Origin of the sequence: Bacillus sp. EB01 (assembly GCF_000613125.1) — a bacterium.
Lineage (GTDB): Bacteria > Bacillota > Bacilli > Bacillales > Cytobacillaceae > Bacillus_D.
The window spans coordinates 5,211,471-5,224,163 of sequence record NZ_HG964497.1; the positions used below are offsets into that span (position 1 = coordinate 5,211,471).

Annotated in this window: 14 protein-coding genes; 6 read left to right on the forward strand and 8 right to left on the reverse strand. The window is 39.0% G+C overall.

The features are described 5' to 3' along the window. Positions 1-42 precede the first annotated feature (42 nt). Positions 43-735, reverse strand: coding sequence for a heptaprenylglyceryl phosphate synthase (locus TY16_RS24560; protein ID WP_043934328.1), 693 nt, complete (start codon positions 733-735; stop codon positions 43-45). A gap of 182 nt (positions 736-917) precedes the next feature. Continuing rightward, positions 918-1,811: a helix-turn-helix transcriptional regulator gene (locus tag TY16_RS24565; RefSeq protein WP_043934329.1), complete on the reverse strand. Its 894-nt coding sequence runs from the start codon at positions 1,809-1,811 to the stop codon at positions 918-920. A gap of 370 nt (positions 1,812-2,181) precedes the next feature. On the opposite strand from TY16_RS24565, the gene TY16_RS24570 reads away from it, so the two are divergent. The 5 genes from TY16_RS24570 (at position 2,182) to TY16_RS24590 (ending at position 6,138) form a co-directional block, all read left to right on the forward strand. Continuing rightward, a complete protein-coding gene (locus tag TY16_RS24570) occupies positions 2,182-2,586 on the forward strand; it encodes a hypothetical protein (protein WP_043934330.1) in 405 nt (134 codons plus the stop codon). Between the two features lie 92 nt (positions 2,587-2,678). Next, positions 2,679-3,809: a hypothetical protein gene (locus tag TY16_RS24575; protein ID WP_043934331.1), complete on the forward strand. Its 1,131-nt coding sequence runs from the start codon at positions 2,679-2,681 to the stop codon at positions 3,807-3,809. A gap of 1 nt (position 3,810) precedes the next feature. Next, a complete protein-coding gene (locus TY16_RS24580) occupies positions 3,811-4,599 on the forward strand; it encodes a hypothetical protein (RefSeq protein ID WP_043934332.1) in 789 nt (262 codons plus the stop codon). Further along, a complete protein-coding gene (locus TY16_RS24585) occupies positions 4,586-5,437 on the forward strand; it encodes a hypothetical protein (RefSeq protein WP_043934333.1) in 852 nt (283 codons plus the stop codon). Before TY16_RS24580 ends, TY16_RS24585 begins: the two co-directional genes overlap by 14 nt. 20 nt (positions 5,438-5,457) lie before the next feature. Further along, positions 5,458-6,138, forward strand: a complete 681-nt coding sequence (locus TY16_RS24590; RefSeq protein WP_043934334.1) for an ABC transporter ATP-binding protein — start codon at positions 5,458-5,460, stop codon at positions 6,136-6,138. 42 nt (positions 6,139-6,180) lie between these two features. On the opposite strand, the gene TY16_RS24595 is transcribed toward TY16_RS24590, so the two are convergent. From TY16_RS24595 to TY16_RS24605, 3 genes are all read right to left on the reverse strand, one after another. Further along, positions 6,181-6,495, reverse strand: a complete 315-nt coding sequence (locus tag TY16_RS24595; RefSeq protein WP_043934335.1) for a YerC/YecD family TrpR-related protein — start codon at positions 6,493-6,495, stop codon at positions 6,181-6,183. Between the two features lie 40 nt (positions 6,496-6,535). Next, positions 6,536-7,573 (reverse strand): DUF3048 domain-containing protein, encoded by a 1,038-nt coding sequence (locus TY16_RS24600; RefSeq protein WP_043934336.1) that lies wholly within the window; start codon positions 7,571-7,573, stop codon positions 6,536-6,538. 69 nt (positions 7,574-7,642) lie between these two features. Continuing rightward, positions 7,643-9,385: an adenine deaminase C-terminal domain-containing protein gene (locus TY16_RS24605; protein WP_043934337.1), complete on the reverse strand. Its 1,743-nt coding sequence runs from the start codon at positions 9,383-9,385 to the stop codon at positions 7,643-7,645. A 157-nt stretch (positions 9,386-9,542) separates the two neighbouring features. Between TY16_RS24605 and TY16_RS24610 the strand changes: the two genes are divergently transcribed. Beyond that, positions 9,543-9,902, forward strand: coding sequence for a YgaP family membrane protein (locus TY16_RS24610; protein WP_231505729.1), 360 nt, complete (start codon positions 9,543-9,545; stop codon positions 9,900-9,902). Positions 9,903-9,921: 19 nt separating this feature from the next. Here the strand turns inward: TY16_RS24610 and purB are convergent, their stop codons facing one another. From purB to TY16_RS24625, 3 genes are all read right to left on the reverse strand, one after another. After that, positions 9,922-11,214: an adenylosuccinate lyase gene (gene purB, locus TY16_RS24615; protein ID WP_043934338.1), complete on the reverse strand. Its 1,293-nt coding sequence runs from the start codon at positions 11,212-11,214 to the stop codon at positions 9,922-9,924. Between the two features lie 165 nt (positions 11,215-11,379). Next, entirely contained in the window at positions 11,380-11,568 is a 189-nt protein-coding gene (locus tag TY16_RS24620) for an NETI motif-containing protein (RefSeq protein ID WP_043934339.1), read from the reverse strand. 55 nt (positions 11,569-11,623) lie between these two features. Continuing rightward, on the reverse strand, positions 11,624-12,319 hold the full coding sequence (locus TY16_RS24625; protein ID WP_043934340.1) for a DUF421 domain-containing protein: 696 nt from the start codon (positions 12,317-12,319) through the stop codon (positions 11,624-11,626). Between the last annotated feature and the right edge of the window lie 374 nt (positions 12,320-12,693).

The following is a 12,693-nucleotide window of genomic DNA, read 5'->3' on the forward strand; positions in this document are numbered from 1 at the left end:
ATGTTCTTATTTCATTTTAATCTATTTATGAACAATACGCACTTATTTTCCTGAGCGAACTGCTTTTACAGTTTCAAGTGCTTGTTGCAAGTTTTCATATATGATATTGCCAACAACAATTACATCTGCATGCCTGGACATTTCCTCTGCCTGCTCCTTTGTCCGGATTCCTCCTCCATAAAAAAGAATAGATTTCTCAAGACTTGTTTTCGCAGCAGACACCATTTCTGGGTCACCATAGGCTCCACTATATTCAAGATAAACAATTGGCATTCCAAACATCTTTTCGGCCATCATTGCATAGGCCTGTACATCCTCGACTGACAGATTTGTATCTGCTTTTGTCAGTCTTGCGGCCTTGCAGTCTTCGTTAAGAATAATATACGCTTCCATGGCGAACTCGTCCCAATCCACCATATGCCCAAATTCCCTAACTGCCTCAAAATGAAGGCCATTGATCCACCTTGGGTCGCGGCTATTCAAAACAGACGGAACGAAGTAGAGGTCAAACCCAGGCGAAACAGAATCAAGATTCGAAATCTCCAGGACACATGGAACTGTATAGCGGCGAACTCTTGCCATCAAGTCAAGTACCTTTTCAAGTGTGACTCCGTCCGTTCCCCCTATCATAACGGCATCCGTACCTGATTCACAAATTATTTCAAGGTCCTTATCAGATAGCTCCTTGGCAGGGTCAAGCTTGAATACATGGCGCCATTCGCGGTAATCGTACATTGATGAATCCTCCATTCACTACTCCATTAGTCCATTATAGCATCTGGTAAAACGATAAAAAAACAAAACAGGGAAAACAGATTTAGAAATGATAACCAGATACATCAAGGCAATAAAATTTTGTAAAACAAAAAAAGCCTTATGTTTTTTGATGGTCAATAGCAACTATTTGCTATCAAACATCAATGCTTAAGGCTTCCTAATAGTTTCTGTTTAATTCTGTCTATATCCTTGCTTGCTTGATTCACATACTGCTGTTTCCCTTCTATTATAAAAAGATTAACAGCATGTTCTATACTTGTTAATGCTTGTTCCAAATGACCCTGCTCTTCATGAAATCTGCCAATCATATGTTTAATTTTAGCGTACATATAAAATAGATGATTCACTTCAATATGTTCCAAAACTTTAAATCCGATCTTAATTGCGCTATCCAAATTATTTAGATAAAACAGACAGTAAGCCAGATTATAACCTACTCTAGGAAGTAATGTTAAATCATTCGTAAAAGGAAGATTTTCTATGCTTTGATAAGCCTTTTGGAAATACGATAGGGCTTGTGAATGTCCACTACTCTCCATGATAATAAGCCCCAATGAATTGCAAATACTGATATCCAGTTCGGTCTTCAGTTTATTAGTATTGACTTTTCTTAAAGTTTTTTCAGCCTTTTGAGGATTCTTGTTGGATTTATGCAAAATAACTGCTTTATGCCATTCTATATATTTATATAATTCTTCATATTCAGGTTGATTTATATAAATCTGTATCAATTTATTAAATTCTTGTAAAACGATCCCTAAACTTGTGAAATCCTGTGAATAGGTTAACTCCCTGCATAATTTTTTATATTTTTGAATTTGATTAAAATCATCCCTGCTTAAATCACTCACAATATAATTTAAAGGGACTTGTAATCTTTCACTTAAAGTTTTAAGTAAATCCAGCCTAGGAATTTGATCATCATTTTCTATCCTAAAAAGAGTTGATGTGTCACAGATGCCTTCACAAAGTTCATTTCTAGAAAGCCCAACCATGGTTCGATAATATTTCAAGTTATCCCCGATTTTCCCCAAATAAATCTCCCCTTTCTACAATATTACCAATTTATTGCAAAAATGCATATTTTTTAGCAAATATTTTTGAAGGATAATAATTGTAGTACTAAAAATTGGGAGGGATTTTGTGAAACGGTATTTTTTTATCATTATGATGATTCTTTCTTTACTAAACTTAGATACTTCCATTAATAAAGATTCAAAAATTTATGGACCCTATCAAACTTATCAAGTAGCTGATGCAACGGCCGAACTAAATACTTTAATTGAGGGTGAGCACTGATGGTGGCGATTATATAAAGACACCTTTACTAGCGGTAGCATTCTGTCATGCAGGTCACTGGCAGATTCTATAATAACTTTAATAGAGAAGGAGAGAGTTTCTTAAATGAAAAAGAAATTAATCTCAGGAATACTGGCAACAGCATTTGCTTTCTCACTATTTGCACCTACTGGATTTGCGGCCAAAAAAAATATTTCTTTTAGTGTCAATCCTTCAGTTAACAATGGGGTAGCTTTTTCTGCCCCTAATCCAAAGGATGATAATGAACAAAACGCTTATATTTACACAACAAATCACAATATTATTGATACAGATCTTTTTTATTATAATGTAAGAAAGGATGACAGTACCTCCGCAACATCATTAACAGGATACTTTAGGGTAACCCCAACTAACGCATCAAGAATTGTAAAAGGTTACTCTTCATATGTTGGTGCTGGTTATCCCCTTCACCTTCAAGCTGACACCGATAAGTATGGTGTTTTTGCAGAAGGCTATTGGTACTCTTAATACTTAATTTACTTAAAGCAAACACATAGACCGATAACCTGCATCGGTCTGCTTTTTTCTCTGTCGTTTATTAAAGGTCTGGAGGGTTTAAAGTGAACAAGGTAGTAATATTGTTTGTCTGTATATCTGCGTTTGTGCTAAGTGCATGTTTTCCCACAGGCGAACATAAGGATTCTCTAAATTCTAGAAGCACTAAAACATCCAATGGTCCCACCCCTGAGGTTTTGGAAAGGAAATTGGACGATAATATATTGATTGATGCAGACATAGTGAGTGATAATGAAAAAAAAATTAAAATTAGTTCTATTTTTCTGAAGGAATTTGATACTGAGCAAGTAAAAAAAACTTTTTTAAAGGATAAGACTATAAAAGAAATTCATGAAGATGAAGACTGGCTGTTTCATTATAAAAACAAGTATTTTCAATTGTCAGACGAGTCAAATTTAACCATGGAATTAGGTTCTTTGCGGTATACAGATATTTATTACAGTAAGCGGGAATACGATACCGTCATAAGCGGAACTACTTATTTTATTCGCTCTGATTTAAAGGAGGTATTCAAAAATAAATCCCTTGAAGGAATCGATAAAGCTAAGTCAATTGAAATAGTAAAAAAAGTCGCAAATGAAGTGGGTATAACCAATTTAGGGAATCCAGAAGTATTTGCCCTTGATTTTGAAACATTGCAAAGTGAATGGGAGGACTATGAAACGAAAAATGGCGGACATCCACGAAAATGGGAAAAAGCTGATGAAGCATACGTCGTCACCTTTCCAATTCTTTATGACAATATAGCAATAACGAATAAAGGATATGCAGATGTTAACAATCAAATCTCTGTTATTGGAAGCCGGATTATGGGTGTTGTAAATAAGAATGGTTTAATATTCTTTACAGGTAGCGGAGTTTATGAATTAGGTGAAACTCTGAAAAAGAACATAACCCCCATTTCGTTGGAAACAGCTTTAGAAAAGGTCAAAAACAAGTATAAGGATGTTTTAATAACAGATCCTATTGTTATTTCTAAAATTGCTTTGGAATATCTACCGGTTGTAAATAATACAGAAAAAGTTAAGTTTGAACTTATCCCAGCTTGGATTTTTACAGCAAACCAGGACGTAACCTTTAATGATAAGGGAGGAACTTTTAAAACTAAAGCTGAATTCACAATTATTATCACTGGAGAAACTGGTCAAGAAATACGAACAGGAGGCGAGCGGTGACATGAATAGAAGAGCCTTTACCATGTCCTTTATACAGTTGTTCTCCTCTCCAGTTTTTTATCTTTCCATTATTGGGGTTACTGTTCTTTGTTTTATTAGCATTTGGGAGAAAATTTCTGCCTCCGGAGCAGGTATAACGGTCTACTATAGTTTGGATATTTTCATAGGGCTAACGATGTTAAAAAAATTGGTCGTGCTATTTGCTGCCCTTCCTTATGTTTCAAGCTTTTGTACTGACTGGAAATTTCAATACATAAAACCTGTAGTCATTCGAACGGGAATTAATAGGTATATTTGGTCCAAAGTTGTAACTTGTTTTGTTAGCGGTTTCTTAACTGTTTTTATTGGGCTAATTACGTTCATTTCATTACTTTCGTTTAAACTGCCTTTGTTTCCAACTGAATATTTAAATCAGGAATTTAATAATCAAACATTTGGATCGCTAGCCTTAGGGGATTATCCACTCCTGTTTTTATTGGCAAAGAGTCTCGTTTTTAGTTTGGCTGCTGCCTTATGGTCCGTTGTGGGCTTAGCCGTTTCAGCATTCATTCCGATTCCTTTTGTTGCAATCGCTACACCTGTTATTGCCAGTTACATACTGGAAGAGCTAACGATGAGCCTGCCTTCTTGGCTTAACCTTTATTTGTTAACGAGAAGCGGGAATGTAATACAGGAAGGTCCGCTAGTTAGTTTGGCTTTTTTTATTTTTATTTTCATTTTTTATTCTGTTTTAGCGGGATTCTTGTTTAATTATCAAGTAAAGAGGCGAATGCGTAATGAGGTTGTTTAATACATCCCGGTTAGTCTGTTATCAAAATTTTCGTAAGTGGCCATCTAATTACAGAGTATGGGTAATTGCAATCCTACTCACCATATTGACCCACAACTTCACAAAAGAAATCATGGATTTCTCGCAAGACATTAATATCGATGTTTCCCCCTGGTTGTTTCCTTTTCTATTTACCCAGAAGTTTATTAAGCTTCTATTCTTTTTTCCATTAATCCTACTCTTTTGCGATGCTCCGTTCATCGATGATAATCAGCCATATATCATTGCAAGGAGCGGCCGGATTCCATGGAGTATCGGGCAAATAGGATATATTATCATCGCGTCCGCATTTTACTTTATCTTTTTGATGGTCATATCCATCCTAATAAATCTCCCAACAATCCAGTTTTCAATGGAATGGGGAAAAGTACTTGGCACGCTTGCAAATACAAATGCATCTGTAGTGGTTGGGTTAAAAACAGTAATTACTTCAAGTACCCTTCACTATTTTTCACCTTTCCAGGCGATGTGGTTCTCTTTTTTGCTTTCATGGATGGCGGGTATTTTTTTAGGATTGTTAATTTACCTAATTAATTCTCTCACAAATACAAGAATTTTTGGCGTTTTAACGGCTTCATTCTTTCTTGTTTTGGATGCAGCAGTTACAGGCAAATCGCATCTCTACAGCTTTTCTCCTCTTTCTTGGAGCAATCTTGATCGGATTGATATTGAAGGTACTACACTAATGCCATCGATAACTTATATCTATGTTAGTTTCGCACTACTAATTGTCGGAATGATAATATCTGCAATTATTACAAATCGAAAACAATCCATTAACGTTTTACCTCCAATTTAACGAAAAGAGGACAGCTATCTATGCAGACTGCTATTAAAATTACGAATGTAACAAAAAAATTTGGAGATACAACTGTTTTAAACGGAATTTCCCTCTCTCTAGATAAATATAAAATACATGGATTAATTGGCAGAAACGGTTCAGGAAAGACCATGCTATTAAAATGCATTTGTGGGTTTGTAATCCCAACATCCGGGACTATTAGGGTAAATGGGAAGCAAATAGGAAAAGATTGTGATGTACCTGAAAGCATAGGAATCATTATTGAAGCTCCCGGATTTCTTCCCAATTATGACGGATACACGAATTTAAAATTCCTGGCAGCGATTAAAAATAAAATTTCGAAAGAACAGATTCTTGCTGTGATTGAAAAGGTCGGACTGGATCCTAAAAGCAAAAAACACGTCGGCAAGTATTCTTTAGGAATGAGGCAACGCCTTGGACTGGCACAGGCACTCATGGAAGACCCGGATATCCTTATTCTTGATGAACCTATGAATGGACTGGACAATCGGGGAGTAGCAGATATCCGCAGGCTCCTTCTTGAATTAAGAGACCGCGGAAAAACGATCATTCTTGCCAGCCATGGTAAAGAGGATATTGAAATACTCTGTGACACGGTACATGAGCTGGACCAAGGGCAGATAATAAATTCATTTAGTAAAGCCGAAAAGTTGGAGACCCAAACTAAAATAAGATAAAAGGAAAAAGCCGGGAACAATTTCCCGGCTTTTTCTAAAAACTTATTCCTCTGTATTAGTCGATACAGGCTCCTTCACCCGTTCAAGCACCATTTCATACCCATCGTTTCCATAATTCAGGCAGCGCTTAACCCGAGAAATGGTTGCTGTACTTGCACCTGTCTCACTTTCTATCTTGTGGTAGGTCTTGCCTTCACGAAGCATTCTTGCCACCTCAAGCCGCTGAGCCAGCGACTGGATTTCATTGACTGTACATAAGTCATCGAACAAACGATAGCATTCCTCAAGGTCTTCCAAAGAAAGGATTGCATTGAAAAGCTGGTCTAGTTCTTTTCCTCTTAATTTATTAATTTGCATGTATTTCACCCCTTTTAAAACATCTGTTATTGTTCTGGTTCTAGTGTGCTTCAAGCGATACGCTTCCAGGAATTCCGGGATCCTGCGGGATAATGTTGACCCAGGTTTTACCCGGTATAAGCCCCGCCTCCGCTCCATTTAAATAAGGCAGGATTCTTCCACCGCTGTTTTTCCACTCAACCTCAGTGGCTTTTCCCTTTTGTAAAAGAAGGCCCTTGCCTCCGCTTTCAAGGTCAATATCACGCAGGCCGCCCTCTCCTGCCGGTGTGTGGCTCATTTCTGCTATAAAAATATTATCCAGTAGGATAGGCTGTTTTGTATCAAGGTCAATAGTTAGTTCGCCGTTGCTATAACGCTTATATTTCCCCAGAGCAGTATCATATTCATAAACAGAGTTGTAAATATCATTAGAAAAATAGGCAACGCTGGCATAAAGGGCTTCATGCCCCGATAGTGCCTTTACAGCATCTTCATTCAAGAAAGTAAATGGCTTTGGAGTCTTATTAAGGTCAAATCCGAGCTTCCTTGATCCTTTTTGCATATTCTCGAAAGTGATGTACGAATTATGCGGTGCCACCCTAAAATCCGCACGCTTGAATAACGTCCCATCATAGGCAATTCCATTAATGTTGTCAATGAAACCATTGCTGAGCATCTGTTTTGCTTCCTTGCTGTACCCATGAGCTATAAAAATACTGTCCAGGCCTTTGGCTAGATGAAGATAATAATCCCGTGCGCTCCTGACTGGTCCTACCGTTTCCGGCTTTTCACTTTGAAACACTGCAAGGAATCGGGTGATTTCCCCTTCTGCGAGCATTTCATAAACAATATCTGCCTTGTGCAGCCCGGATTGTGGCCTGGCCTTTGGAAAATTATTAATCATGACAGCAAATGCCCTGCCATCGGTAGAACTTTCTGAGCCGATCCCTGTTAACGGGAATGTGTAAGGAAGATCCTTCCCTTGCTTTTCAGAAGCTACAGCTTTTTTCTTTTCTTTTTCCGCTGTCTTTGGTGCTTCCTTGCTGCATGCTGATAAAAGCAGCAAGCATGCCACTAATGCAACAGCCCATTTTCTCATTTCCACACCTCAAATTTATCGTCTATCTCTCTATCGCAACTAGTTTTTATTTACTTTTACTTTACCATTTTAACGCATTATTGACGGAAAGAGTATATTTTTATTCATAACATCATACATTCCCTGCTGCGTAATCCTTACATAGGGAAGATGGGTTGAAGAAAAGAACAGCAGGCTATAAACAGGATCGCCAAACGAATAGCCTCTCTCCTGCAAAACATCATGAAGAATTTGTTCTTTTTCAATTAGCTTTTCAAGTGGCTCTTTAGTCATTAGGCCGCCAAGTTCCAATGGTAGTTCACAAATGGTTTCTCCACCTTCAGCAATCACAATCCCACCGCCAATTTCCTTCATTCGACGGAAGGCGTGGAGAAGATCGGCCTTACTTTTGCCAATCAACAAAATATCGCCAGTATTTGAAAATGAGCTCGCCATCCCCTGAAGCTTATTCGCAAATCCTTTAAGAATCGTGTTAATTCTCCATTTCCCTTTCCTGTCTATCAGCATAAAAAAGCATTCGTCATGGCTATCAGAAAGTGTGTCTCTCGAAACTTCCAAATTAATTGAGTACGGCTTTGTAATAACAGCGTTTTCTAATTTTATTCCAAACGGCATCGAGAATTGAAGATCATCCATTGATAACTCCCAATCCAGTTCAAGCGAGTTTAAGCCATAACTGTCCCAATCCAGTTCAGGGAAATGCTCAACAACTTCGCCATCTTTTTTCACCCATTTTCCTCTAGCGAGAACCGATACCGGACAAGGCTCTTCAATGCTGTCCAGGAAATTGATATTCGCGACTCTGCCGGTAGCAATATTCCCATGGATATGGCCAATATTGTAATACCTGGCTGGATTAATGGTTGCCATATTGTAAGCATCGATAGGGGGAATACCTTTTTCAATAGCAATCTTAATCATCATGTCGATAACCCCATCCCTATGAAACCGTGAAGAAGAGCCATCCGTGGTAAAAATCAAACGATCATACACATCAATGCCCAAGTCGTTCATTTCGTCCAAAAGCTTGGGAAGATCAGGCCTGATAGAAGAATGCCTCAAGGAAACAGTGTAGCCCTGGAGGAGCCGCTCATATACTTCCTCACCTCTCATCGCTTCATGGTCACAATCCGCACCTAGCAGCATCATTTTTGCCAAGGTTTTCTCAGATGCCCCCGGAAAATGCCCTTCAATTTGCTTCCGCATCCGCTTAGCTTCCTGAATCCAGTGGAGCATCATGTCATCCCCGGCCAGCAGTTTCGGCCAGCCTGTCAATTCCCCGCCCTGAAGGACTGCGTCATGCTCCAGCCAGGACTTGATTGTTCCGTGTGAAAAAACCTCTTCCTCATTCCGAATTTCTGTTTGCGGATCGAATCGGCACCACCAAAATATGCTCGCTGGTAAACTTCGCATATCTTTCATTAATGAAAATGCCTGTTTTCTTTCCAAAAGAAGGATTAATGATAGATTGTCATTCAAAATGGTTGTTGTCCCCCGGTGTGATGCATAGGCAGCAAACGAGTGGGGATTATATAACTGAAATGGGTGTGCATGCGGTTCAATATATCCTGGGACAAGATATTTACCGGAACAATCTATTGTGCTGCTATTCACAAGATTAGACGGCAGTTTGTTTCCTACATATACAATCCGGTCTTCATAAATCCATATATTAGCCGTCATCCATTTATTAAATGCCTGGTTTAAATAGGTTGCATTTGTTAAAACGATGGTTGGGGCACGTTTGCCATCCAACACTTCAACGTGTTCACGAAGTTGCTTATTTTTCCAACGGTATCGTTGTTCAAGCATGGTCCCTCCCCCTTATATAAGTGGTCTCTATAACATTTTTCTGAAATTTCTATAAAAAGTAAGCCCTTTCATTTAATAATAACACATAATTTTCTTTCGTACAGTAATGTTTAACAGTATTAAATAAGAAAATTGTGAAGGAGTGAACAAGGTGAAGATGAGACAAAACATTGGCATAGTTAATGCCATGATTCGAATTACTGCAGGGTTGGCTATTCTCTCCTGGTGCACGGCCAAAATGGTCAAAAAACCTTGGCGTGACTCGTATCTAGTTCTTGCTTTTTTGGCAGCCATGAAGGTGGCCGAAGGAATTGTCAGGTATTGCCCGGTTACAGATTTTATTCAAAATAGTGGAGATAAACAAAAAGAATCCAAGGAGAAAAGGCCTTCTGAAGAACAGGAAAATGGAGAACATCGAAAGCAAGGGGAAAATACGGATTATAAAGAGGAAATGTCTTCATATGAAGGGAAAGCTAATTCAATACGATATAGAAGAGAAGGAGCATCCACTCGATAGCGGATGCTCCTTCTCCTTTTTATAATCCAAGCCTTTTGAAAATTGTATCGACATGTTGTAGATGGTAGCTATAATCAAAGCACTCATTCAGCTCCTCTTTTGTTAAAAGAGAAGTCACAGCTTCATCCGTTTCCAATAATTCCTGGAATGGAACTTGCTTTTCCCATGCCTCCATCGCCCGAGGCTGAACTGTATCGTAAGCCTTTTCGCGAGAAAGGCCCTTGTCAATTAGTGCAAGCAGGACTCTTTGAGAGTAGATTAGTCCCAGTGTGCTACCCATATTCCTCTTCATGTTCTCCGGATAGACTGTCAGGTTCTTCACAATATTACTAAATCGGTTAAGCATATAATTTAGAAGAATCGTCGCGTCAGGAAGGATAATCCTTTCCGCAGAAGAATGAGAAATATCCCTTTCATGCCATAACGGTACGTTTTCATAGGCAGTCAGCATATGTCCGCGAATAACCCTCGAAAGACCCGCCATATTTTCCGAACCAATTGGGTTGCGTTTGTGCGGCATTGCAGATGATCCCTTTTGGCCTTTCGCAAAAAACTCCTCTACTTCACGAGTTTCGCTTTTTTGAAGCCCGCGGACTTCCACAGCAAATTTTTCAATGGAGGTAGCAATCAAAGCCACTATAGATAAGTAATGGGCATGCCGGTCACGCTGAAGTGTTTGTGTGGATATTGGAGCCGGTTCAAGGCCTAGCTTTTCGCAAACATATTTTTCAACAAAAGGGTCAATATTCGCATAGGTACCAACTGCACCGGAAATTTTACCAGCTTCCACACCTTTAGCCGCCTCATTAAATCTATTCAGATTCCGTTTCATTTCTTCATGCCACAATGCCAGTTTCAGTCCAAATGTAGTAGGTTCAGCATGGACTCCATGGGTACGGCCCATCATGACAGTGTACTTGTGCTCCTGGGCCTTTTCCTTCAAGACCGCGATAAACCTCTTGATATCTTCCCTGATAATTTCATTTGCCTGTTTGAGAAGATAAGATAAAGCCGTGTCAACGACATCTGTAGAGGTCAGTCCATAATGAACCCATTTTCGCTCTTCACCAAGTGTTTCCGAAACAGCCCTTGTAAAAGCCACCACATCATGACGGGTTTCTTCCTCGATTTCTTTAATCCGGCTTACATCAAATCCAGCGTTTTCACGGATTTTCCGAACATCTTCATAAGGAATATCCCCCAATTCGGCCCATGCCTCGCACGCTAATATTTCCACTTCCAGCCATGCGTCAAATCTGTTTTCTTCATTCCAAACTTTACCCATCTCAGGTCTAGTGTAACGGTCTATCATTCCTTCTCCCCCGTTTTTCTTTAAGTATGAAGCCAAGCAATCATTCTCGGCACTAGTCACTTTCTATCTTAACAACCAGATTGGAACTAGTCAAACAAGGAGGCGAACTATCCAAACAACAAACTTAATAAACGTTCGTTTTTAAGAGCTTTAATCTCGATTTTTTCACTCTTTTTCCAAAGGTTTTCCTTCAAACAGAATTTTTTGGCCCACAGGGACTATGTCCGAACCCTCTTCTTTGAAAATAGGCCGTTCAATTCGGCCTACTGGGCGAAACCCTTGTGCTTTCATTCGATTGAGGCAATCACTGATGGTTTCATTTTCAAGCACTTCAAATAGCTGCTTTTTCCCCATAACACACTTTCCTTTCATTCATCTTCATGTCTTATTATTCCCCGATAGCAATTCATCAACCGCGGCGTTCTTCTTTTTCAAATTCTTTGATATAAAACCCTCCCTGCTTGGACCATTCGGCGTAATAGATTGTACTGATATCATCATATCCTTCTTTCCTTAACTCATCCTTAAGCCATTTTTCATCCTTGCCGGTTTTACTCAGGTCTTCTTCTACAATTCTTCCCTCGTCAACAAGCATTAACGCTGGCTCCTCATCTTTTGTATCTACGTTTAAAATTTCCGGGGTTACCGGATCCGCACTTGCATATTTCATAACACTGATTTGACCGCCTGTTTCCATAAAGACATATTTTACTTCTTTTAATGAAAAAACACCCTGAGTTCTAAGCAAGGAGCGGAGCTGCTCCATTTCTAAAGAGTTTTTCTTCATTTCCTTGTGGTCTATTTCCCCGTCCTTTATAAGGACAGAGACAGAACCTTTTAAAGGCTTGCGAATTTTATCATATTTTTCGGTAAGCTTTTCTACTGCAAATATGACAATACCCCATACTGCGACTCCAAATAAGACATGAAGTATGGATACTTTTTCATCATAAATTGATTCCTCGATTATCCCGCCTAAAATTATTGCGTATACAAAATCGTACGGCGTCACCTGGGACATTTCCTTCTTCCCAAGAACTCTTGTTACAGCCACCAAGGCAAAAAATCCAACTATAAGTTTCAGTGCAATAGTTCCGTATAACATATGGACAACCTCCCAATCTCTTTATGTCCATTTACCCCACTTCGATAAAATTAACGATTCCTTCTTCTGGTATATTGACATGTTCTTTGATTATGGAGCACCATTAACTTAATAAGCAGGGAGCAAAATAAATGATAGGTATATTCAAATGGAAGGCCTCGGCACAGAGCATAGCAAGATATATCAAATCCAAAAAATATCAAAATTCCCATTAGACTATTTATAACCGGCTTTTAATTTCTCCATAACAAAAAAGGCAACCCATATTGGGTTGCCTTTTTCTAGTTGCCCGGCAGCGTCCTACTCTCACAGGGGCTTACGCCCCAACTACCATCGGCGCTGAGAAGCTTAACTTCCGTGTTCGGGATGGGAAC

Coding starts and splice junctions, on each gene's coding strand:
- purB (WP_043934338.1), bottom strand. CDS start 11,214: ATGATAGACCGTTACACTAGACCTGAGATGGGTAAAGTTTGGAATGAA.
- TY16_RS24595 (WP_043934335.1), bottom strand. CDS start 6,495: ATGCAAATTAATAAATTAAGAGGAAAAGAACTAGACCAGCTTTTCAAT.
- TY16_RS24590 (WP_043934334.1), top strand. CDS start 5,458: ATGCAGACTGCTATTAAAATTACGAATGTAACAAAAAAATTTGGAGAT.
- TY16_RS24625 (WP_043934340.1), bottom strand. CDS start 12,319: ATGTTATACGGAACTATTGCACTGAAACTTATAGTTGGATTTTTTGCC.
- TY16_RS24600 (WP_043934336.1), bottom strand. CDS start 7,573: ATGAGAAAATGGGCTGTTGCATTAGTGGCATGCTTGCTGCTTTTATCA.
- TY16_RS24570 (WP_043934330.1), top strand. CDS start 2,182: ATGAAAAAGAAATTAATCTCAGGAATACTGGCAACAGCATTTGCTTTC.
- TY16_RS24620 (WP_043934339.1), bottom strand. CDS start 11,568: ATGGGGAAAAAGCAGCTATTTGAAGTGCTTGAAAATGAAACCATCAGT.
- TY16_RS24610 (WP_231505729.1), top strand. CDS start 9,543: ATGAGACAAAACATTGGCATAGTTAATGCCATGATTCGAATTACTGCA.
- TY16_RS24585 (WP_043934333.1), top strand. CDS start 4,586: ATGAGGTTGTTTAATACATCCCGGTTAGTCTGTTATCAAAATTTTCGT.
- TY16_RS24605 (WP_043934337.1), bottom strand. CDS start 9,385: ATGCTTGAACAACGATACCGTTGGAAAAATAAGCAACTTCGTGAACAC.
- TY16_RS24580 (WP_043934332.1), top strand. CDS start 3,811: ATGAATAGAAGAGCCTTTACCATGTCCTTTATACAGTTGTTCTCCTCT.
- TY16_RS24560 (WP_043934328.1), bottom strand. CDS start 735: ATGTACGATTACCGCGAATGGCGCCATGTATTCAAGCTTGACCCTGCC.